General features: G+C 56.8%; 18 protein-coding genes. 6 read left to right on the top strand and 12 right to left on the bottom strand.

Annotated elements, in window-relative coordinates:
* Positions 1–17 precede the first annotated feature (17 nt).
* The 4 genes from rpiB to FHS27_RS14060 all read right to left on the bottom strand — a co-directional run bounded on the left by rpiB (position 18) and on the right by FHS27_RS14060 (position 4,148).
* Positions 18–482 carry a ribose 5-phosphate isomerase B gene (gene rpiB, locus FHS27_RS14075; protein ID WP_184305543.1) on the bottom strand — a complete coding sequence of 155 codons (465 nt, stop codon included), beginning with the start codon at positions 480–482 and terminating at the stop codon, positions 18–20.
* A 335-nt stretch (positions 483–817) separates the two neighbouring features.
* Entirely contained in the window at positions 818–1,825 is a 1,008-nt protein-coding gene (locus tag FHS27_RS14070; RefSeq protein ID WP_009096310.1) for an AAA family ATPase, read from the bottom strand.
* A gap of 30 nt (positions 1,826–1,855) precedes the next feature.
* A complete protein-coding gene (locus FHS27_RS14065; RefSeq protein ID WP_315854571.1) occupies positions 1,856–2,767 on the bottom strand; it encodes a lipase family protein in 912 nt (303 codons plus the stop codon).
* A gap of 97 nt (positions 2,768–2,864) precedes the next feature.
* Entirely contained in the window at positions 2,865–4,148 is a 1,284-nt protein-coding gene (locus FHS27_RS14060) for a glycosyltransferase (RefSeq protein ID WP_246419760.1), read from the bottom strand.
* A gap of 212 nt (positions 4,149–4,360) precedes the next feature.
* On the opposite strand from FHS27_RS14060, the gene FHS27_RS14055 reads away from it, so the two are divergent.
* The 3 genes from FHS27_RS14055 to FHS27_RS14045 all read left to right on the top strand — a co-directional run bounded on the left by FHS27_RS14055 (position 4,361) and on the right by FHS27_RS14045 (position 6,383).
* On the top strand, positions 4,361–4,852 hold the full coding sequence (locus tag FHS27_RS14055) for a hypothetical protein (RefSeq protein WP_184305541.1): 492 nt from the start codon (positions 4,361–4,363) through the stop codon (positions 4,850–4,852).
* A gap of 143 nt (positions 4,853–4,995) precedes the next feature.
* Positions 4,996–5,604 (top strand): alpha/beta fold hydrolase, encoded by a 609-nt coding sequence (locus FHS27_RS14050; RefSeq protein ID WP_315854565.1) that lies wholly within the window; start codon positions 4,996–4,998, stop codon positions 5,602–5,604.
* A 101-nt stretch (positions 5,605–5,705) separates the two neighbouring features.
* On the top strand, positions 5,706–6,383 hold the full coding sequence (locus tag FHS27_RS14045) for an acyl carrier protein (protein WP_184305540.1): 678 nt from the start codon (positions 5,706–5,708) through the stop codon (positions 6,381–6,383).
* Positions 6,384–6,533: 150 nt separating this feature from the next.
* Here the strand turns inward: FHS27_RS14045 and FHS27_RS14040 are convergent, their stop codons facing one another.
* The 4 genes from FHS27_RS14040 to FHS27_RS14025 form a co-directional block, all read right to left on the bottom strand.
* Positions 6,534–9,254 (bottom strand): serine/threonine protein kinase, encoded by a 2,721-nt coding sequence (locus FHS27_RS14040; protein ID WP_184305539.1) that lies wholly within the window; start codon positions 9,252–9,254, stop codon positions 6,534–6,536.
* Positions 9,255–9,323: 69 nt separating this feature from the next.
* The gene (locus tag FHS27_RS14035) at positions 9,324–9,920 is read right to left on the bottom strand and encodes an RNA polymerase sigma factor (protein WP_009096325.1); all 597 of its coding nucleotides are present in this window, start codon (positions 9,918–9,920) and stop codon (positions 9,324–9,326) included.
* A gap of 241 nt (positions 9,921–10,161) precedes the next feature.
* On the bottom strand, positions 10,162–10,425 hold the full coding sequence (locus FHS27_RS14030) for a hypothetical protein (protein ID WP_009096327.1): 264 nt from the start codon (positions 10,423–10,425) through the stop codon (positions 10,162–10,164).
* Between the two features lie 154 nt (positions 10,426–10,579).
* A complete protein-coding gene (locus FHS27_RS14025) occupies positions 10,580–11,485 on the bottom strand; it encodes a hypothetical protein (RefSeq protein WP_184305538.1) in 906 nt (301 codons plus the stop codon).
* A 380-nt stretch (positions 11,486–11,865) separates the two neighbouring features.
* Between FHS27_RS14025 and FHS27_RS14020 the strand changes: the two genes are divergently transcribed.
* From FHS27_RS14020 to FHS27_RS14010, 3 genes are all read left to right on the top strand, one after another.
* Entirely contained in the window at positions 11,866–13,512 is a 1,647-nt protein-coding gene (locus FHS27_RS14020) for a lipopolysaccharide biosynthesis protein (RefSeq protein WP_184305537.1), read from the top strand.
* Between the two features lie 101 nt (positions 13,513–13,613).
* The gene (locus FHS27_RS14015; protein ID WP_184305536.1) at positions 13,614–15,065 is read left to right on the top strand and encodes a sigma-54-dependent transcriptional regulator; all 1,452 of its coding nucleotides are present in this window, start codon (positions 13,614–13,616) and stop codon (positions 15,063–15,065) included.
* A gap of 99 nt (positions 15,066–15,164) precedes the next feature.
* Positions 15,165–15,968, top strand: coding sequence for an SDR family NAD(P)-dependent oxidoreductase (locus FHS27_RS14010; protein WP_184305535.1), 804 nt, complete (start codon positions 15,165–15,167; stop codon positions 15,966–15,968).
* 162 nt (positions 15,969–16,130) lie between these two features.
* Here the strand turns inward: FHS27_RS14010 and mqnC are convergent, their stop codons facing one another.
* The 4 genes from mqnC to moaC form a co-directional block, all read right to left on the bottom strand.
* The gene (mqnC, locus tag FHS27_RS14005; protein WP_184305534.1) at positions 16,131–17,294 is read right to left on the bottom strand and encodes a cyclic dehypoxanthinyl futalosine synthase; all 1,164 of its coding nucleotides are present in this window, start codon (positions 17,292–17,294) and stop codon (positions 16,131–16,133) included.
* A 41-nt stretch (positions 17,295–17,335) separates the two neighbouring features.
* Positions 17,336–18,145 carry a menaquinone biosynthetic enzyme MqnA/MqnD family protein gene (locus tag FHS27_RS14000; protein WP_184305533.1) on the bottom strand — a complete coding sequence of 270 codons (810 nt, stop codon included), beginning with the start codon at positions 18,143–18,145 and terminating at the stop codon, positions 17,336–17,338.
* Positions 18,146–18,211: 66 nt separating this feature from the next.
* Positions 18,212–19,315, bottom strand: coding sequence for a polyprenyl synthetase family protein (locus FHS27_RS13995; protein ID WP_390853500.1), 1,104 nt, complete (start codon positions 19,313–19,315; stop codon positions 18,212–18,214).
* A gap of 274 nt (positions 19,316–19,589) precedes the next feature.
* Positions 19,590–20,117 (bottom strand): cyclic pyranopterin monophosphate synthase MoaC, encoded by a 528-nt coding sequence (gene moaC / locus FHS27_RS13990; RefSeq protein ID WP_009096349.1) that lies wholly within the window; start codon positions 20,115–20,117, stop codon positions 19,590–19,592.
* Positions 20,118–20,805 lie beyond the last annotated feature (688 nt).

The raw sequence follows: 20,805 nt of genomic DNA, 5'->3' as shown, positions 1-20,805 counted from the left end.
GCGATCTCGCGGGGAGATCAATCTTCTTCGAGGGCCACGATTTTTTGAAGTCGTCGGGCGTGTCGTTCTTCGGGGGTGTAGCGGGCGGACAAGAACGATTTGATGATCTCGAACGCCAATTCGCTACCGATGATCCGACCTCCGATGCAGAGCACATTCATGTCGTCGTGTTCGACACCCTGATGTGCCGAGTACGTGTCGTGACAAATTGCCGCTCGGATGCCAGTAATTTTGTTTGCCGCAACGCTGACACCGACACCACTGCCGCAAATCAGCAGCCCACGGTCGGCTTGGCCGCTGTTGATTTTTTCGGCCACTTCCACGGCAAAATCCGGGTAGTCGCTCGGGGACGCGTCGTGCGTTCCGCAATCAATCAGTTCGATGACCAATTCCGAGAAATGTTTGGTGACCAGTTCTTTGAGCGGGAAACCGGCGTGGTCCCCTCCAACGGCCAAACGTAATGGTAGCTCGCGGTCTGACATGAATTTCGTGGGAAATACGAGTGATGAATGGGCGGAAGGAGGGGCGAATCAACGCGAAGCGTCACGCAGTGGAACGCCATTTCGATTGATGGGGCCCCCGATGAAAGGGAGTGCCAAACGCTAGCGAAACGTGTGGAGACACGTTCGGTCTCGTGCGAAGGGGCGTTTTTGAGGGGACCACTTTCACGAAATCGACGACTGGCGAGGCACCCGAAAGATAGCCGTAGGAGAGGCGATTCGGTAGGTGCTGCGTTTCCCGTTGTTGGCGATCAGGTTTCAGGTTGCCTGGAGCAACAAATCGTCCAATCGCCGCGAGCGTGTGGCGTCAATCTGGTTTAGATGCCGTCGAGGTCATCGTCGTCGTCATCATCCCGATCGGGATGCAACGGATCATCGGGGTCGAAGAACAGATCGGCGAGGCCGAGCGGCACGGCATCGCCGCCGAGCGTTCGGCTACGACGTTCGGCTAACAATTCGAGATCAACTGCTTCTTCGCCCAAGCATTTTTCGAGGGCTTCTTGCCAGGCGTCGTCATGAGCGACCGGATGATCGGGATCCTGTGCCATCCGTTTGATCGCGAAACGCAAAAGATTGATGCCATCACGAGGCGAGAAATCGAGTTTCAATTCATGTGAATGCTGCAGGAAATCGACCGTCAACGCCAGCATTTCGGGCTCGGCGAACGGCAGATGGTACTGCAGAATCGCCATTTCGTCCTGTTTGTTCGGGAATCCGACCTGCAGTGTCGGTTGCAGGCGGCTGAGAATGTAGTCGGGAATCTCGAACGTCGATTCGTCTTGGTTCATTGTCACCGCGGCGCGGAATTGACGCGATGCCGGAATCGTGATGCCCGCAACGATGGATTCCACATAGCGACGATTGTCCAGCAGCGGAGCGAGCGAGGCCCAGGACTTTTCGTTCATCCGGTTGCCTTCGTCGAGCACGCAGACACCGCCGCGAATCATCGCGCTGACCAATGGCGAGGCGTGATAAGAGATTTCGCCGCCTCGGCTGAGCACGGGCGTGATCAACAGGTCCTCGGGACGCGTGTCGGCGGTGCACTGGTAGATGTAGAGCGGCAATTTTTGTTGCTTTGCCGCTGCAATCGCGAGCTGCGTTTTGCCCACACCGGGAGAACCCAACAAACGCGGCGTCAACGGCAGGTCCGTGTCGTCGACCGTGATCCAGCACGCGAGCAGTTGTTTGAGGATTTCGCTTTGACCGATCCAGTCGCCGGGCGACTCATAGGGATGCGCTAGCTTCAGTTCGACACCTTCGATGGTGACGACCGAGTCATCGGCGGATGCCTGCGATTGCGGTTGGGACGATTCAGAGGAACTCATTCGGAATCCGTGAGGAGGGAGCGTTCAGGTTCAGCGGGTCAAGTCTGAGGCATTGATGGCTTCTTTGCCACGCCCCAGTTCAGCCTGCTCTTGGCGCGCCGCGCTGAGAATCGGCCCGATGTATTGGTGCAGTGGATGGTCGGAAAAATGGTCGACGCGAAATCGACGCAACCCTTTCAGGAAGCCACGCCAACGGTCCCGGCGTTTCATCAACATCCCGAGATGACCGAGATTTCCGTTGCGGTCAATGTATACCTCGGTACCGCAATGACGGTATCCCATCCAGGCCGGCGGGACGCGAGTGACGATGTCGTTGTTGTTTACAAATCGAAAGTGATCGAGTTTAACGAAATTGATGTACCGTTTGTCACCTACTCGAGGACTGCCGTAGGTGAACAACGCGCTGGGGGTCGTTTTAATGTGTGACAAAAAGCAGCGGCCTGCACAAATCGTCGCCATCGCACCACCGAGGGAGTGCCCGCAAAACCACGTCGGCTGTTCGTTGCCGATGAGTGCGGTTTCGAGCATCGGCCATAAATCGTCGACTTCGGTTTTGAAACCACGGTGCACCTTGCCCGCCGTTTCCGCCAAGACCGCCGCCGCGTTGGCATCCGCCCGAATGTCGTTCCATTCGTTCGGTTCGGTGCCTCGACACGCGATCACACAATCATGGTCGTTTCGAAAACGGTAAGCCTGGGATCCGTCGTGGTCGAAAAACGTTACGTCCGGAAATCCCACGAATTCTGCCGCAGCGGTCGCTTCACGCTCATCGTTGTAAGAAACCATGGCGAGTTCGGCGAACAGCAATGCCCGCTGCAAAAACGTCATCTCCGCGATCGGCCCGCTGGCGCGACTGTGAACGATGACCGGCACTTCGTTCTTGTCGTGAACGATCCCCGAGGGTTGCTGCAGGTCACCCACGGGGCTCTGCTCAGGCGCCATACCGGATTGTTCATTGCCGGTTTGGGAGGCGATGTTCGTTTCTGGATCGCTCATGGGGTTCACTCCTTCGAGGGCATCGGCGCAAACGCGTGAGCCCCTATTGTGTCACACAATCTGGCGCAGGGGGATGGGCCTCGACATCGCCATCGGTTGGCACCGGTGTGCCTCCTGACGAGGAACGTGCTGCGCCGCGGAGCACCCGCTCGTACGCATCCACCATCGCGTCCCAGCCGAATTGGTCGCAGACCTCGGGAGCCGAATTTGCCAATCGCCCACGCAGTGCCGCGTCCGAAAGCAAGGTTCGCAGGCCATCGAGAAGCGGGCCCGCTTCGTTGTCGACCAACCAGGCATTTTCTCCGTGTCGAATTACCGACCGTACCCCGCCACCGGCGTCGACGGCCAACACCGCGAGACCGCCCGCCATCGCTTCCAACATCGCGGAAGGGAACCCCTCGTAAAGGCTCGGCAGAACGAACACGTCTGACTCCGCCAAATGGGGCCACACCGAGTCCACCCAGCCGCAAAATTCGATTCGAGATTCAATCCCATGTTCCTCCGCGAATGATCGTAGACGCTCCATTTCGCTGCCGTCGCCAAGAATTTTCAAACGCCAATCCGTCGAATTACCAGACTCGTTGAGAGTCGCCAACGCCGAGAGCAATCGGTCGACACCTTTCTCCGGTTCGAGACGTCCGATCGCGATCAACCGAACCGACGAGCGGTTGCCGATCGGTGGAGTCACCGGACGACGATGCGATGCCAACCGCATGTCAGAGTAATGATGGGGCGGCGCTTCGACCGCCGAGGGGATCACGATCGGCTGAACGTGCATTCGCGATTGCAATGTTGTCGCCACCTCGTCGCTCAGCCCGATCACCGCATCGGCTTTTGGGTACATGCGATCACGGAGCCATTCGCGAGCGGCCCCGAGTGATTGTTGAGCCGGATCGCTGCGTTCACTTAGCACGATCGGCACGGGACGCCGCATGCACCGGGTCGACAACATCACCAGCAAATTGGTCGAGTCACAGAAAGACAAGACAACGTCGTAGCCTCCCACGATGATTGCCGCGCGAAGACGCTTCAGACGCGTCGGCAGAGAGACGCGGTGGTCGGTCGTCGAGAGTACATCGAGGGGATGCCATTTCACCAAATCGCTAAGCGGATGTCGCTGACGTTGACCATTGTCCAGCGTGATCAGATCGACGTCGTGGTGACGCATCGCCAAACGGGAGGCTAGCCCCGCCATTACGCGTTCGGCACCGCCTCCGTCGAGCGAGTGGATCACACACGCGATCTTCATCGGAACGCTGTCCTGTGAGATCACGTTTTCGTCGTGTGCGGGCAATTTCCGTCTCGATTCGTGAAAAGAACTACTCAAGTTACCAATTGTTTTCGTTGCAAGGTTTTTAAGGCGAGACTAACGTGGAGTCTGCACGGGGGTGCGTCGTTGAACCATGCGATCACAGACTCGTTTTTGAACCGAAACCCACCCCTTCCTCCGGTTTCACCACGACCCGCGGAAACCCCGCCGGGGCCCGAGGCCGAACGGAAATTACCTCGCCGCCAGCGGGGGAAAGCAGATTTTTCACTATGTTGCGAATGCTCGCCCTTGTCGCCGCGGTTTGTTTCGCCGGATTGATGGACAACCGTAGCGTGCATGCACAAGGTTTTGGCGCCTATGGGTTCCAAGCCTACGGATTCTACCAGCCCTACGGTGTTCAGTATCGTTCGCGGGTCGGCACACCGCCCTATTTCGCGTTGAACCCACCGGTTTACTACGGGACTCGCCACTTCCGTCCATACGGAATCAGCCCGTTTGCGGCGCCTCCGCAAGTCTCCGCACCGGCCAGTTATCAAGGCCAAGCCGGACCGTCGGGGCTGCGTTCACGCACTTACCAAGGTCCGGTCAGCAACCCGTTCATCTGCCGCTCGGCGAGCTTTGATGCTCCCGTGAAAGCAGGCCCAGTTGTCGAAAACAACTGGAACGAAGCAGACACTTTGGCAACCGCGAAAACATTCGAGCCGGGCAAGATCCGATCGAACCCGTTTGTCGACGTCGAAACGCATTTCGCTAGCCGTTAGGCGAAACGCTGATTTGCGAGTAAAACGGGGGAGACCCCGTTTTACTCGCATTTCTTTTTCACGCTGAATTGCTTCCACATGTTCTTCGACGGCGAAGCTTTCTTCTGCGTTGAGGCGTTTACGACATCGAGTGCGTCGCACCGATGACCAACGATAAAACGCTTCCGCTGATCCTCTTTCCCGGCCTCGCCGCGGACGCGAATATCTTCGTACCGCAAAAGATCGCGTTCCCGCAACTCATCGTTCCGCCGTGGCCGACGCCGGTTTCAAATGAGACCCTCGATGCATACGCCGGACGCATCGCCGAGGACTTGCGTGTTCATGGTCCGTGTGTCGTTGGGGGCGCTTCGTTCGGCGGCATGATGGCATTGCACGTTGCCCAGCACTTGGATGCTCGCGCGGTGCTCTTGATCGGCAGTATCGCATCGCCCGACGAACTGCCGCTGTACGGGCGAATGGCTCGGCCGTTGAAGACGCTCGTCGGCTGGTTGCCGATCCGTATGTTGCAGTGGCTCGCGGCGCCGCTGGCGATAACGTTGTTCCGCCGTATCGCTCCGTTTTCGTGGGGGCTCGTTCAGCAATTTCGTGGTTCCGATCCGGCCGTCTTCAAATGGTCACTCGCTCGGATTCTCGATTGGCGTCATCAGCCGGAGTTCGATTGCCCGGTTTTCACATCCACGGCGATCGTGATTGGACGCTGCCGATTCGGTACACTCAACCCGACACGGTCGTCAAAGGCGGCGGCCACGTGATCTCGTTGACGCATCCCTCCGAAGTCAACGCGTTCACTCGAGACGTGATCGATCAAATCAGCAAGACGCAGGCCACGTGACCTGCGTTCAATGGAGCAGCCATGGGACTCGATGCGGTTGAGATTTTGATGGATGTCGAGGATCACTTCGGCATCACGATTCGCAGCACCGAGTCCGAACGCGTCCGTACGGTCGGCGATCTGGTGGCCGTGATCCAGAAACGGATCGATGCAACGCGTTCTGCAGTTTGCCCTTCTCTGGCGTCTTTTTTTAATCTTCGTCGACGTGTCCGAGAAATTGCCGCTGACGATGGTTTGCGCATTCGAACCCGCACTCGTGTTGTGGACGTCTTGAATCCATCCCAGCGAAGACAGCTTTGGAGCTGGCTCGGAGACCTTCAAGACGCATCGCCACGTGCGCTGCGTCGTCCACCGTGGCTGAGGAAACTGCTGGTCGTCGCAGTGTTGTTGCTGTTCCTTTTCGCCATGTGGTCGGCATTCACCGTAAACACGGATATCTTGCCACTGGCGGCCATGGGATCGTGGTTTCTGCATTCGGCAACGGTCGGGTTTCGGCAAGTACCGCCGGACGGATTATCAACGTTTGGTGCCCTGGCACGCTACGCAACTCAAACCGAATTTGCGACCAAACACTTGAATCTCAACACCGCCGAGGATGTGTTGGCGGAATTACGCCCGGTTTTGGTTGACGCACTCGGAGTCGACGCTTCCGAGATCGTTCTCACCGCACGGTTCATCGAGGATCTCGGGATGGATTGATCGGCGGGAAACACTACGCGCGTCTGCACGTTCTTTGCTTCCGGCTGTGGCGGTATTCAACAGGAGACGTGCATCCGGTACTCACCGGAATGTCTCGATTTGCAGAAGCCGACCCTCTATCGCGTATCAATTTCTAAATCGCTCGAGCGATTAATTGTCGCTGCTTTTTTGAGCTTCGTTGAATCGCTGCTTCAATATCTCAATGATGGGTTGGAGCAGATCGTTAGAGCCGCTGAACCCGTTCGCCTTCAACGCGGATTGTAGTTTTTCGAACCGTTGGATTGCGGTTTCGATATCCGCAACATGTGCGGCGTATAGACGTCCGGTAAACGCAAGCATTGGATAGCTGTATCCGATCGAGTGGTGCTCGCTGCCCTCAAGCATTGAATCCAGTTTTTGAAGGTGCTTGTCGACGGCCGTGAGCACGAGGTTGAGTGCGTTGGGTTCGTCTTTGACCAATCCGTCCAGCGTCGCGATCTGCTCATCCAATCCGAAATGCCAACGGAATCCGGGATGGGTGATTAGGGCGACGACGAACTCGTTGGGGAAAGGGAGGCGTCCTTCGCGGCGCATTTCCAATGCTGCCATCAAGATATTCGGGTCGATCGCCCAATCCGGCGGTGCGGGGTATCCTCCCATGCCGCCCATCATTCCGAAGGTGTTTTGAGTTGGTGAGACCATGTCCTCGCCTGTTACTGGGTCAACCGGTCTCGCTTCGTACTCCGCGACTGCGGTTCGCACTGCGTCCACAACATGTTTCGCGATCCATGCCGGAGGATCGATGTTGCTCTTGCTGGCGGTAATCAAATCAATAGCGGTGTCCCACGCTGCTTTTCGCGACGCGATCGCGTCGTATTCACCAGACGATAAAATCGACCCGGTACGACTGGCTCGCTTGCGGACATGCTTATCTAGTGACTCGAATGAGGAGCCGAGATGATCCAAGAGGTTGCGAAGTTGCCGTGCACCAGTGTCTGTTTTTGCCAAGTTTGCGATGTATTGGCTCGCTGATTTTTTCCGTTCGTCGTAGTACGTTCCGTTGTAAACACCATCCATGTATTTCTCCAACACCATGATCGCGGCGATTTTCGCTTTGTCATTCCCGCTTGCTAATTGACGGTCAATTTCAATGAGTCCAGGTTCGGGGAGGTAGAACGGAAAGACTTCCGTCAGGTAACCCATGAACCGTTCCGGGTTGGATGAGGATCCGCCGGAACCTTCCAATCGATTGTCGGGAGTTTCGTCAACATACCGGGTGCCGTACTCATTTCCCAATTGCAAGGTCACCTTGGCTGCCTCGGCACGTTGCGGTTCACCTCGAGAAAGCAACTCGACCGCTCGCATCGCTTGTCCAATCGCTTCGATTTGTTGTTCACGCTGGAAGACATCCATCCAGTGCTGGAAGTTCTTGCCGAGATACAATCGTTCGGGTTTGGTTTCCGCAACTGCTGGTTTGGTGCCGACGGCGTCCGGTTCGGTTGCATCGTCGGGTATGACTTCGACTTGGGTTTCCTTTCCGTCTGTCGTCACGACAACATTGCCGTGATCGGCACGGATTTGAATCACAACCGTCGCGAGCAGCATTACTGCGGCTAGCAAGCCGAACGCTCGAAAGCCACCCGCGAGCGACTTGCCGCCGCGACTGCGTGGTGGGGTGTTGTCGTTCGCAGACATCACTGCGATCGAACGTGGTGCTGGTGCGTCATCGTCATCCGCCGGTTGGGTTGATTCTGCGCGGCGAATCAGTGCCTTCAAGTTTGCTTCGCTAGTCCACGCTTGGATTTTGTCAGCCACACGGTCTGCACTGGGGCGGTGTTTGGAATGGCGACTCATCATCGCATCGACCAAGGCACTCAGTTGTTGATCCACATCGGGATGTACAGTCGCGAGTGGCGGTGGTGACTCACTCGTGATCGCGAGCACCCGCGTTGCAATTCCGCCATCACTGGAGAACGGCCAGCGACCGCTGATCAGCCGGTAAAGTGTGGCTCCGAGTGAATAAACATCTGCAGAGGCGTCGACCCGCCGACTGTCCATTAACTGTTCCGGCGACATTGCGGGCAGCGTTCCCATCAGGTGCCCCACCGTCGTCAATCGGTCATCACACGATAGCGGGTCGTCACCGGCCAAGACCAAGCCGAGATCCAGTAACTTCACCGTGCCACTGCGCGTCAGCATCAGATTGGATGGTTTGATGTCGCGATGGATGAGACCCGAACCGTGGACGTGGGCGAGCGCCAGCGAGGTTTGCCGGATCACCTCGCAGGCATCAGGAACCGCCAGCTTGCCGACTGCACGCATGACCCGGGCGAGATCGAGTCCGTCTAAATATTCCATGACGAGATAGTGCCATCCCGCCTCCGTTCCCGCGTCGTTAGCGCGAACGATTCCCGGATGTTCGAGCGAGGCGACTGCCGCCATCTCACGTTCAAAGCGTTCTAGCCAACCGGGCTGAGCAACACGAGCGGGCGGTAATAGCTTGATAGCACAGCGACGTTTGAGCCGAACATGCTCGGCGAGACAAACGGTTCCCATTCCGCCCCGACCGAGATTACCGAGAATGCGGTAGGGGCCGAGTTGTTGCAGTGGCAACGATTCGTCTCCCTGTGACGCGGTCGTGTTGACGGTTGGTTTCGCGACGAGTAATCGATGGATCGCGAACTGGCAGGCGGACTCGTTCTCGAGGGGATCAGGATCCTTTGAAAAATTGAGCGACTGGGGCGATTCGCTGATTTCCTCGATCGAGGCTTGGCAGCGGCTGCAGCGATCGACATGTTCACTCGCGGATTCAAACGCATCGGCATCGAGTTGGCCCTCGAGCAGCTTTTTCAGTTCGGTCGTGCTCAGGCATTGAGAGGTAGTCGCGATCATCGGTGACATGTTCCTGTGGGAAAAAGCGGGTTGTCCGATGACACAACGGTGAGATTGGACAGCCCGAGATCACTCAAATCCACGCATTTCCTCTCGCAATCTCTGGAGTACCCGAGCCCTCGCTTTGTAGACCGTCCACCGACTGACATTCATTTCGTCGGCCACGTCACCAGGGTCACAGCCGTCGATGGCCGTTCGCCAAAACATTTGCCACGTGCGCGGCTGAATCGACGTCCGCAGCACCTCGAGCATGCGAATTCGCACCGACTGGATATCTTCGGCAATTTCACTGGGAGGATCGGCGTCGTTGAAATGTAATTGCTCGGTCGCAATCTCCTCGATCGATTGGTTTCCCTGAGCGGGCTCTCGGGCCTCGGCCCGCTGGCGGTCGCGAAGTTTGTGTTTCGCGATCGTCCAAAGCCAACCTCGAAACGTCGCCCCGGTACGTTCCATGTCGAATCGTGCGAGCGATTTGGAAGCCGAAAGGAATGTTTCCTGCATCACATCAGCGGCGTCAGCGGACTGGACTCCACATCGACGGATCCACCTGTAGACGATCGGTCCGTAAACCTGGACCAACATTCGCCACCCTTCATCGTTGCCGTCTCGGGCACGATCGAGCAACGACCGGTGAGTTGAGGGTTCGTCGCGAGTTTGCGGGCTCATGTTGGCGGCCCTGCCTCTGCCGCGCCGGCTGCGTTGGAATGAAACGGATGTGCCGTTATAGCCTAACGTGCCGTCTCATCAGGGGCCAGAATTTTGGGAGCGAACGTCACGGCGATTCAGGCTTCCGGGCAGATAGGAAGCCGAGACGTGACAGGGTTTGGGGAGACCTTCACTATTCAACTATGCCAAGTCGATCGGTTCACGATCGTGTGCGTTCGAACATGCGAAAAGGCGTCCGGGCTCAACCTTCGGCGGTTCGGTGCCAGCGTTTGGGGAGCGTGATCGCGTAGAGGACGATGATGGTTCCGATCGCGAGCATTGCCCACGGGAACTTTTCACCGGGTTGCCACGTTTTTGTCGTGGGCGCAGGGGTGGCACTGGGGTCAACAAAATTGACCGCGGTGGACTCCGCTGCTGCATACACGCTCGCTGAGTCGATGAACATCGTTTCAACACCGACAACGATGACCATGATTCCGATTGCTAAAAATAGACTTCGCCACATCGCTCCGAACTCCCGCTATCTGAAAAGACGCCTGCGATGAAGTATCGGAATGGGACGTGAGGTGACTTGCTGGAATTCTTGCTCGCCCGCATGACCGCGCAAAACGGCACAACAGACGGGCTTTGCAGAGGCGTTGGATTACCCTCGATGTTGATCAGCGATAGCGTTGGTCGGCGATTCGAAATTCGTAACCGTCTTCGGTGGCAACGCATTGAAACACAGTCCTGGCGATTTCTGTCTCGGATTCATGCCCCGCCATGACAGCGAACTCGAGTTCCGCGTCAGCGAGCTGTTGTTCGAGCCGTGCCGGAATGAAACGGATCATGTGTCGATCGGTTAGTTTCACCCCTGCGGCTTCCAGTAAAACCGATTCGTGCTTCATCAATGGGCTCGGGGTCTTCCACATGAAGTACAGGCGTTTCTCGTCACTTGTATCAACGACTCGCCTGCTCTTCGGTTGTGTCGACAGCTCGTTGACAATATCGACTCCTTGGATGCCGCCACCGACGACACCGAGTTCGATGCCGAAGAAGTCGAGTTGAGCGGCATAGGTGCTCAAATCTGCGGCGGAGAAATTCAATTGCCAGCGGTTGAACCGGGGGATCACATCGACGCCGTTTTCGCTACCAGGATCGGGGCCTCCACGCCGGGCACCCCTGCCAAGGTTTTGTGAATCGCCTAGCCCCATTGCGCCTTCGAACGAGGCCGCCGTTTGGGTAGCGGCGTCGGTTACGGCTACCAAAGTCGCGTCAAGAGTCGGTTCCTGTAACGCTGGATATTCATCGCGCGAGGGTTCGTCAAAGCCGTTGGTCAATCCATTTTCGGTCCCTTGAACCCATGCGGTGCGAGTGGGACGAGAGTGTTTGATCTCTTCTTGTGACGCCCAGCGATTGAGTGTCCACAAAAGAAACAATGCCGAAACGATAACGCCCAAAAACAGAATGAGCGTCAAATAGAAGCTCGATACCTTTTCGAATCGACTCGTCCGCATGTCAATGTCGAGCGCAGACGGGCTTTTATTAACGACATCATCCGGCGCGGTTTCAGCAGTGGTTGTCATCAAGCGACCTAAAAGGCACGAGAAAGACGCTCTCAGCGAGATGCCGGGAGCGGCGGCAGGAAAGATAATAGCCGAGTATAGCAGTCTTCACCGCGTCATTGCATAAGGAATTGCACTTAGGCAGGCACGCCTGGCCAACTGACTCGGACCGTTTAGTCGGACCTTTGGACTCCCAGAGGTCTCGTCTCACCGACTCGCCAGGTGCGAAACACCGACCGATGCCGAGTGTTTTTTGGGGACGCTGCTTTGCGAGTGTGAATGGCGAGAGCCTCATCAACCGCATGATCGTTACAACCCAAATCTGTAGGCTCGGACCCCGATGAGTCTGTGTCACATCAGTGCGATTAACCGACATGACTGCGATCACGTCCCAAAATTAGATGATCGCATGTATCTTTCGCCTGCGGCTGTATTTCTTCATCATTCACGCCTGTATGTCCTCCGCCGCTGAACCTCAACAGATCGTTCCTATGATTGGAGCGAATCGCACCTCACGCGAATTTCGCGTTGATTCGCTTGCCGTCGGCATGTTGGTGATGCTCGCCATGACCGTGGTTGGACGCGGGATCGGATTTGTTCGCGGGATGGCGTTTTGTCGCCTGATGGACGACACCGACGTTGGACGTTGGTCGATGGCGTTTGGATTCATCACCCTGATTACTCCGGTCATGTTATTTGGCATTCCGGGAGTGCTTCCAAAATTCACAGAACATTTCCGGTTGAAGGGGCAGTTGCAACCTTTCGTTCGCCGGATTGCGATCGGAACCCTCGTCTGCACCGGAGTGTTTGTTGCCGCGATGGCTCTCCTTCCGGAGTGGTTCGGTTGGGTGATCTTTCTACAGAGTCAATCCGCGTCATTGGTTTACGCGATGGCCGCCGCGGTTGTGGGCATGATTGTCTATAACTTTGCATCGGATCTGAACGCGTCCTTGCGCCAGGTGCGAGTCGTCTCGATGATGCAGTTTGTGCACGGCGTCGGATTTACCGTGCTGAGTTTGGCATGGTTGGTCAACGGCGGCGGGTTTACCGGATTGATCTTGGTCTTCGCGGTTGCTTGCTTGCTCGCGACGTTGCCGGGAGTCTGGTCGTTGGCAAAAAATTGGAAAGCTGCGACCGGTGTGTCGGAGACTCCAGAAATCGCTGGAATTGCGAACGAAACCGACGACAAAATAAGTCTCGGGCGGATGGTTCGCCGCTTGGCACCGTATGCGGCAGCGTTGTGGATGACCAATCTGATCGGAAACCTCTTTGAGTTGTCCGATCGTTATATGATTTTGCACTTTTTGCCACTGCCACCCGATGCGTTGGCATCGGGATCCGCGGATTCGATTCGCGAGACCATGGGCCAGGCCGCCGTGGGACAGTACCACTCAGGACGCATCGTTCCGATGATGTTATTGAGTGTCGGGACGATGATCGCGGGCGTATTGATGCCTTATTTGTCCGCCGATTGGGAGGCAAAGAAACTCGACTCCGTACGTGCGAGAATCGGAGACGCGTTGCTCGCAGTGTCGTTGGTTTTTACCGTCGGCGGGGCCTTCGCAATCCTGATCGGACCGTGGATGTTCGATGTGTTGTTGCAAGGACGGTATAGCGACGGGTTGAACTTGATGCCGCTCGCGCTTTGTTTTTGTACTTGGTCTGCCCTCGTCATGGTCGGGCAATGCTACTTGCTGACCGCCGAGAAAGGCCGTGCGGTTGCTTTGGCGATGTTCGTCGGGTTGATTGCGAACCTCGTGCTCAATGCGATTTTGCTGCCACGTTTCGGATTGATGGGGGCCGTCGTGGCCACCTTGCTCGCTCACGGAGTAGTGATGGTCTGTGTGTGGAGTGCGATGGTGTTCTTTGGTTATCCGATCGGATCCAAGACCGTGATGTTGTCGCTATTGCCGTTCACGTTACTGGCATCGCCTTGGGTTGCGATTCTTCTGGCCTGTGCGATCGGTTGGTCGCAATGGAAAAAACCTGCCTCTCGCGAGCGTTTGATCGAATTGATGCCGTCACGTATTCGCGGTCGCTTCAGTTGACGTTGATTTTTTGAAACATGTGATGACATTTTTGACCGAGCGTGTTTTCCGACCTAAATATGAGTGTAGTCGAAACGCCACCGACGCCTCGGAAACACCACATGAACAACACCGCACGTCTGTTACTCGTCGATGACGATTTTCATCTTGCCACATCGCTCGGGCAATGGCTCGTCGAAGTCGGATACGATGCCGAAGTCGCGAGCGATCTTCAGCAAGCTCGAGCTCATCTGAGCGGGCGTCCGTTCGACCTGATTATCACTGATTTGCGTCTCGGCGGCGAAGACGGTTTCGATCTGATTCGATATGCGGCAAAGCATCATCCCGAGACTGCGGTGCTGGTCATGACCGGTTATGCAACGCCGGATACGGCAGTCGAAGCCGTTCGTGCGGGAGCATTTGATTTGCTGACGAAGCCAGTCATCGACGATGAGTTGATGCTGGCAATCGACCGAGCGATCAATCATCACAAAGTCGAGCAGGAAAACGAAGCTCTTCGCAAGCAACTCGATCGTCGCAGTGGGTTGGAGAGCATCCTCAGCCATGATTACCGGATGATGAAAATCTTCGATGTGATCGATAGCGTGGCCGACGCCCGCGCGTCAATTTTGATCACGGGAGAGAACGGTACCGGGAAAAGCATGATCGCTCGAGCGATTCATCATCGCAGTTCACGTCGCGGCGGCCCGTTCGTCGAAGTCGCGTGTGGTGCGTTGCCGGACACGTTGTTAGAAAGTGAATTGTTCGGGCATGTGGCGGGAGCCTACACCGGCGCCAACACCGACCGCGTCGGGAAATTTGAATTGGCCGACGGGGGAACCCTGTTCCTTGATGAGATCGGGACTGCGACGCCCGCGATGCAAGTCAAATTGCTTCGCGTGCTTCAAGAGTTTGAATTCGAACCGCTCGGTGGAACCGAGACTCGCAAAGTGGACACTCGTGTGATTTTGGCGACGAATCAGGATCTCGAAAGTGGCGTCGCCGACGGAAGTTTCCGGCAAGATTTGTATTACCGAATTAACGTCGTTAATATCGTTTTGCCGTCGCTTCGTGAGCGACCCGGGGATATTCCGTTGTTGGCGGATCACTTCATTCGCGAGGCCGCCGAAGCCGCGTCGCGGGATGTCGAAGCGTTCGATCATGAGGCGATGGCGGCATTGCAGGCGTATCATTGGCCGGGCAACGTTCGGCAACTCGAGAATGTGGTCGAACGGGCTGTGCTGTTGGGCAGCGACCGAGTACTCGGTCTCCAAGACCTGCCACCTGAAGTTCTAGGGGTGACGAAACAGGACAACCGTGAGATCGGATTTTCAACCTCCAACCGCGCAGCCGCGCCGGGGCAATCGATGCCTCCGGTCGCCAGCGGTACCGTGGGGCGAAGTTTGCGAGAAGCACTCGAAGCTCCCGAACGGGAAATTATTCTTAATTCCCTGCGACGTCACGCCTGGAACCGTGCCGCCACGGCAGATGAATTGGAAATCAATCGCACGACGTTGTACAAGAAAATGAAACGCCTCGGTCTCGATGACCCTCGATTGCAATACGCTATGTGAACGGGGTAGGCTAAGCCGTACGATAAGTCTGCCGACGTGATCGGTTAGACGAGAGCCAACGCATCGACGTTGGCATCCTCACCAGCAACGGCAGATTCGATGACAGGCATTGTGGTAACGGGTGGCAGCAGCGGAATTGGTCGCGCGATCGCGATCCGATTGGCCGAGGACGTTGCCCGACGAAGCCTCGAGGATTCGGCGCAGGTGTTGGTACACTATCGCCGCAATCGTAACGGTGCCCTCGAAACCGCCGATGAGATTAAACGTCTCGGCGTTGAATGCGACGTTATGGCTGCGGATTTGAGCAAACCGGACGACGTGCACCGATTCGCGGATGACGCGATCGAACGCCTCGGGGTGATTTCGACGTGGGTGAACAACGCGGGCGTCGATGTTTTGACCGGCGAGGCCGCATCGTGGTCGTTTGATCAGAAGCTGCGAATGCTGCTCGATGTGGACGTCTGCGGCACGATTGCAATGTCACGCATCATCGGGCCCGCAATGGCAGAACAGGTAATGTCGCGTGAAGTCGCGTCGTCGATGATCTTCATCGGATGGGATCAAGCACCCGAGGGGATGGAGGGTGATGCGGGAATGATGTTCGGTCCCGTGAAAGCGGCGGTGATGGCGTTTGCTAATAGCCTCGCGCAAACTTTGGCACCACGCGTTCGCGTCAATACCGTGGCCCCCGGTTGGATCCAAACCGCATGGGGCGAAACAACGAGCCCGTATTGGAATGCACGTGCTCAGAATCAGTCGTTGATGCAACGATGGGGGCGTCCCGAAGATATCGCAGAAGCGGTCGCGTACTTAGCATGTCCCAACGCTGGGTTCGTCACCGGACAAACCATCAACGTTAACGGCGGGTGGAACCGGAAGTTCGAAGGCCAGCACGACGGTTAGTTGGAAATCGCTTCGTCGCGTGCGGCTCGCCACGCTGTGTTTGTGTCCCGCGGAATCTGCGTTACCCGTCGACTCATTTTGGAAACCGAGCCTCGGCGAGACTCGATTACGTGTGAGGACGGGGTTTAGGATAGCAGCGTTCTGATTTCGTGGCGGCGGTGCTCAGACGCTCATTTGGACCAATTCGCGGGCGCTGGCGTTCGCGTTGGCCGTGATCGCTTTTTGTTCCAGTTCTTCGTCGACGAGGTTGTAGAACACGTCGCGTTGCCGGGCTTCAAAACCGTGCTCCTCGATTGCTTCGCGGATTTGTTGCAGCGACAGGTAGTGAACCGTGCCCGCTTCGGCGACCACGTTCTCCTCGATCATCAGGCTGCCCATGTCGTTTGCACCGAACATCAACGCCATTTGGCCGATCTTCAGACCCTGGGTGACCCAACTACTCTGCAGATTGGGAATGTTGTCGAGATACAGACGTGAGACGGCGAGCATTTTCAGGTATTCGAACGATCCCGTTTTCGGAACGTCACTCATCTCGGTGTTTTCGGGTTGGAACGTCCAGCAAATGAACGCGGTGAACCCACCCGTGTCGTCTTGCACCTCTCGGAGGCGTCGAAGGTGTTCGACTCGTTCGGCGACGGTTTCGACGTGACCGAACATCATCGTTGCCGAGCTGACGCCACCGAGTTCATGCCACGCACGCATGACGCCGAGCCAGTCATCCGTCATGACTTTGCCGCGGGTGATTTCTCCACGCACGCGGTCATTCAGAATCTCCGCACCGCCACCAGGGATGCTGCCCAGCCCGGCCGCTTTCAATCGAGTGAGGACTTCGTTAATTGAAAGACGATTGACTTTGGTGAAGTGATGCAGTTCCGGAGGGGAGAACCCGTGTATGTTGATTTGTGGGAACTTTGTTTTGATATCCGTGAGCATCTCCTCGTACCAATCGAGTTTGTACTTCGGATGCAAACCGCCCTGCAGCAAAATTTGGTTGCCGCCGAGATCAACGGTCTCTTGGATTTTCTGTAGCAACACTTCACGCGGTAAGACGTATCCCTCGTCGCTCTTAGGGCCGCGGTAGAACGCGCAGAAGTCACACACCGCCGTACATACGTTGGTGTAGTTGATGTTCCGGTCGATGTTGTAGGTTCGGTATGGCTCGGGGTGTTTTTGCCGCGAGACCGTTTCGGCGGCGGCACCGATTGCAGCGAGGTCATGCGATTGCAGCAACGTGATGGCGTCGGCGTCACTCAATCGCTGGCCGTCGACAACACGGTCGAGAATCGAGCGGACGGAAGATGTGGTACTGGCAACAGGAGCGTTCATGATGCGTCAGGATGTTCTGGCACGGAGGGAAGACAAAGGTGTCAGGCGTTCGGATTTGAAGCCGTCGGCAAGGGTGGGACCAAGCCGATCGCTTCCGCTTTTTTGCGAAAAAGACTCAAGCCGGCCCGTTCGCCGGGGCCTAAATGAAAGTGAAGGTTTTCGGCAAAATATCGATGCAGGTCTTCGTTTGTCAGGCCCTGATCGGCAGCTTCGCGGATGGCGATCGATTCAAAACACTGAGCACCATCGTCACGGCTGGCGTTCAAGGCAAGATCGATGCGTTTGAGTTGATCTGAATTCTCGACCACTTCACGCCGCGCGACCCACATCGCGAACACGAACGGGAGTTCAGTCCAGCGGCACCAACGATCGCCGAGGTCCCAGATCTCTTTGTAGGTTCCACGAGGCGGATGCATTGCCCGGTCGCCGATCATCAGCACCGCGTCCGCGTCGAGCTCGGCAGCGTCGGATCCGATCGGGAACGGCACCGTTTGGGGCCGAATTCCATGCATTTCCGACAACAGGACTTGAGCCATCGCGGCGCTGGTCCGGCTGCCTTCATCGAGTGCGAGAGTACGAATTTCAGGCATCGGCACGCGGCTGAGCAGCCGAACGCTCCAGACCGGTCCGCGGCACGCGATCGCGGCGTCGGACACGATCGCGTAGTTGGATTGGTTGCGAAAGTACTCCACGCTCGGAATCAGCGCGACGTCCAAATCACCGCTCGCGAGATCCGCCGCCAATCGTGAGGGCAGATCCAATCGCAATGTGCCCCAATCCGTTAACCGCTGTTCGAGAGTCTCGACCAGTGGTTTGGTGTTGAGATAGGAAACGGCACCGAAGCGGAGCATTGGAATTCGCTGGGAATGCAGGTGAGTGGAGGATTCGAAATCGAGATCGTATTAAGAGAGGCGACGTTAGAACCTGCGATCGACTGAGAAGTCGGCGATGCGGATCAACGACTCGAGTGCTGGGGAGGGGGCGAGTGACTCGATTGCGGCGATCGCGCTGCGGCGATACCGGTCGGCGACGTCGCGAGTGTATTCGCCGGCGTCGCTCTTTCTCAATAACGGAGCAATCAACCGCATGCGTTCTTGCGGCGCGGCGCGGAGAGCGTCGACGGCTTGGGAGGCGATCAAGGTGTTCTCATGTCGAAGCAAACGAATCAGAGGCAGCGTGATCTTGCCTTGTGCCAGATCGGTGCCGAGAGTTTTGCCGACTTGATCGCCGTCGCCCCACAAATCCAGAAAATCGTCCGCGATCTGAAACGCGATCCCGAGATCGTTGCCGTAGACACCCAGGGCGTTCACCAGTGATTCATCGCCATCGCTCAATTGGGCTCCCAATCGGCAAGAGACGCTGGTCAGTTCGGCAGTTTTGCCTCGAATGATTTCGAGGTAGGTCTCTTCATCGATGTCGAGCCAATCGCGACCGAGAATTTGACGCAGTTCTCCCTCGCAGACTCGTTGGGCGGCTCGGCCGACCCAGCGGCAGGCGAGTGTCGAAGACAACGTCGCGGCGAGATAGAAGCTTTGTGCGAACAAGTAGTCGCCCAACAGGATGCTGGTGTCATCGTTCCAACGAGCGTTAATCGTCGGCACGTGGCGGCGTGTGTCCGCTTTGTCGAGGACGTCGTCGTGAACTAGGGTCGCGGTGTGAACCATTTCGACGACCGTTGCCATCACAATGTGGTCTTCGCCGATCGCGTCTGATTCATCCGCAGTCGGATCGGCGGACTTTGCGAGCTCACGCGACGTCGCCAACGCGGACAGCAATAGCAACGCGGGACGCAATCGTTTTCCACCCAACTGAGTTCCGTGGCGGAGGACGGGAACGAGGGCTTCGTATTGGGATTGCAATTCGAGATGCAATCGGGCGTCGACGTCGACCAGGTGTTTTGCGATAGGGCCATAGACGCGGGCCATCGCCTCGGCGGCCCGGTTGGGCGATGGGATCGACGAAGGTGCCGCTTTTTCACCGTTGCGAGCGATCCCCGCGGACGACGAAGAGGAATCCGCCATGGCAGCCTCAGGCGAACACGCGGAAGCAGTAGTCGATGGGTCCATTAAACGTTTGGCCGTGGAAAGAAAGCGATGAAGGTGAAAAACTGACGCCGACTGCTTTTGAGAAGGCTCTCGGGTTTTTGAGAATGCTCTCGTGGGTGGTGGATGATGAGCGAGGTGTCATTCATCCGTGACGATCCGCCGATGGGAATGCCACGACCGGTATCGGGGATACCATCGACCGGCCGTTCTTAGAACCGATTTCCCGCACGGTTGGGCAACTCGATGTCGCTCATTGTCGGGAAAAAACGCCGGATCTGCCGCCTGCTTTCGATTCCAGCTTGGTCTCGACGATCACCATCGTGCGGTCGACGCTTTTGAGCATGTCATAGACCGTCAGCGTGGCCACAGAGGCCGCCGTCATCGCTTCCATTTCCACGCCGGTTTTGTACGTCGTCCGAACCGTCGCGACGCATCGTAGCGTTTCCGAGGCCCCATCGGCAGGGTCAATGGCCGGCGATTCGTCCAGGGGGCCCCATTGGAAATCCACCGATACCCCCTCGATAGGGATGGCGTGACAGAGCGGGATCAGAGTCGAAGTCCACTTCGTCGCCCCGATCGCGGCGAGCCGGGCGACGGAAAGGACATCTCCTTTCCGGCCGGTTCCTGTTCGCACCAATTCGGCTGCCTCGGGATTCATGCGAATCATCGACGACGCAACCGCGACGCGAGCGGTGACAGGTTTGGCGGTGATGTCGACCATGTGGGCTTGGCCGGCATCATCGAAATGGGTCGAGCCCACGGAATCAGATTGGCTCATGCAATCCAACCTTTTCGTGAAAAAAATATGAATTAAGACGGTTGGGGGATCTCGAGGGGGGGAACCCATCCCGGTTTGAGACCGTCCTAACGGTACCGGGAATTTTTTTTTGGCTGAGATCGATTGCTCTTGACTCGTGATTAACGGTGATTGGCGGCTCGATTGGCTGATACTGGTTATTCGTGCTGAATCACATTAAAGAGTTACCCCGGTTTTTCTCGACACTAAGCCTTGGAAGGACACTTTCCCTTTTGCTTCGGTTTCTGGCCTGGCGGAGGTGCCTCGCGGCTTCGGTCGAGAGTCATCAACTTGCAGGCTTACTAAACTATCGAAGCGAGGGGCGAAGGTCGACGGACACCCAGGGGGGAATTCTGGGAAACGTGTTCGGGCTCATCACCATTGCCACTGATTCAACGGGACTTCGGTTCAGGGATCAAAGTGCCGAAGGGGAGAGTGCGACCGCGGTCGATGAGCGATCTGACAAGACCGTTCCATTGAGAGAAGACGGATTGCCGACATTCATTTCGAACCCACGTTCGATGCGAGTGACAGTGAAGCCGACTCTCAAATAGGAACGATCGTTTTGTCATGACGCGATAAGCGGCATCTATTTTTTTCCCCCGAACATTCACGTACCCGCGTGGATGATCCAACTAATAATTACTTTTATCAACCGCGAGGATCCCAC

The organism is Aporhodopirellula rubra (genome assembly GCF_014192335.1).
GTDB classification, from domain to species: Bacteria; Planctomycetota; Planctomycetia; order Pirellulales; family Pirellulaceae; genus Rhodopirellula; species Rhodopirellula rubra.
Note: the sequence above shows the minus strand (reverse complement) of the source record. Positions and strands in the feature narration are given on the sequence as shown.

Coding starts and splice junctions, on each gene's coding strand:
- FHS27_RS13995 (WP_390853500.1), bottom strand. CDS start 19,315: ATGGCGGATTCCTCTTCGTCGTCCGCGGGGATCGCTCGCAACGGTGAA.
- mqnC (WP_184305534.1), bottom strand. CDS start 17,294: ATGAACGCTCCTGTTGCCAGTACCACATCTTCCGTCCGCTCGATTCTC.
- FHS27_RS14065 (WP_315854571.1), bottom strand. CDS start 2,767: ATGGCGCCTGAGCAGAGCCCCGTGGGTGACCTGCAGCAACCCTCGGGG.
- FHS27_RS14000 (WP_184305533.1), bottom strand. CDS start 18,145: ATGCTCCGCTTCGGTGCCGTTTCCTATCTCAACACCAAACCACTGGTC.
- moaC (WP_009096349.1), bottom strand. CDS start 20,117: ATGAGCCAATCTGATTCCGTGGGCTCGACCCATTTCGATGATGCCGGC.
- FHS27_RS14070 (WP_009096310.1), bottom strand. CDS start 1,825: ATGAGTTCCTCTGAATCGTCCCAACCGCAATCGCAGGCATCCGCCGAT.
- FHS27_RS14030 (WP_009096327.1), bottom strand. CDS start 10,425: ATGTGGCGAAGTCTATTTTTAGCAATCGGAATCATGGTCATCGTTGTC.
- FHS27_RS14035 (WP_009096325.1), bottom strand. CDS start 9,920: ATGAGCCCGCAAACTCGCGACGAACCCTCAACTCACCGGTCGTTGCTC.
- rpiB (WP_184305543.1), bottom strand. CDS start 482: ATGTCAGACCGCGAGCTACCATTACGTTTGGCCGTTGGAGGGGACCAC.
- FHS27_RS14015 (WP_184305536.1), top strand. CDS start 13,614: ATGAACAACACCGCACGTCTGTTACTCGTCGATGACGATTTTCATCTT.
- FHS27_RS14020 (WP_184305537.1), top strand. CDS start 11,866: ATGATCGCATGTATCTTTCGCCTGCGGCTGTATTTCTTCATCATTCAC.
- FHS27_RS14025 (WP_184305538.1), bottom strand. CDS start 11,485: ATGACAACCACTGCTGAAACCGCGCCGGATGATGTCGTTAATAAAAGC.
- FHS27_RS14010 (WP_184305535.1), top strand. CDS start 15,165: ATGACAGGCATTGTGGTAACGGGTGGCAGCAGCGGAATTGGTCGCGCG.
- FHS27_RS14050 (WP_315854565.1), top strand. CDS start 4,996: ATGACCAACGATAAAACGCTTCCGCTGATCCTCTTTCCCGGCCTCGCC.
- FHS27_RS14040 (WP_184305539.1), bottom strand. CDS start 9,254: ATGATCGCGACTACCTCTCAATGCCTGAGCACGACCGAACTGAAAAAG.
- FHS27_RS14045 (WP_184305540.1), top strand. CDS start 5,706: ATGGGACTCGATGCGGTTGAGATTTTGATGGATGTCGAGGATCACTTC.
- FHS27_RS14055 (WP_184305541.1), top strand. CDS start 4,361: ATGTTGCGAATGCTCGCCCTTGTCGCCGCGGTTTGTTTCGCCGGATTG.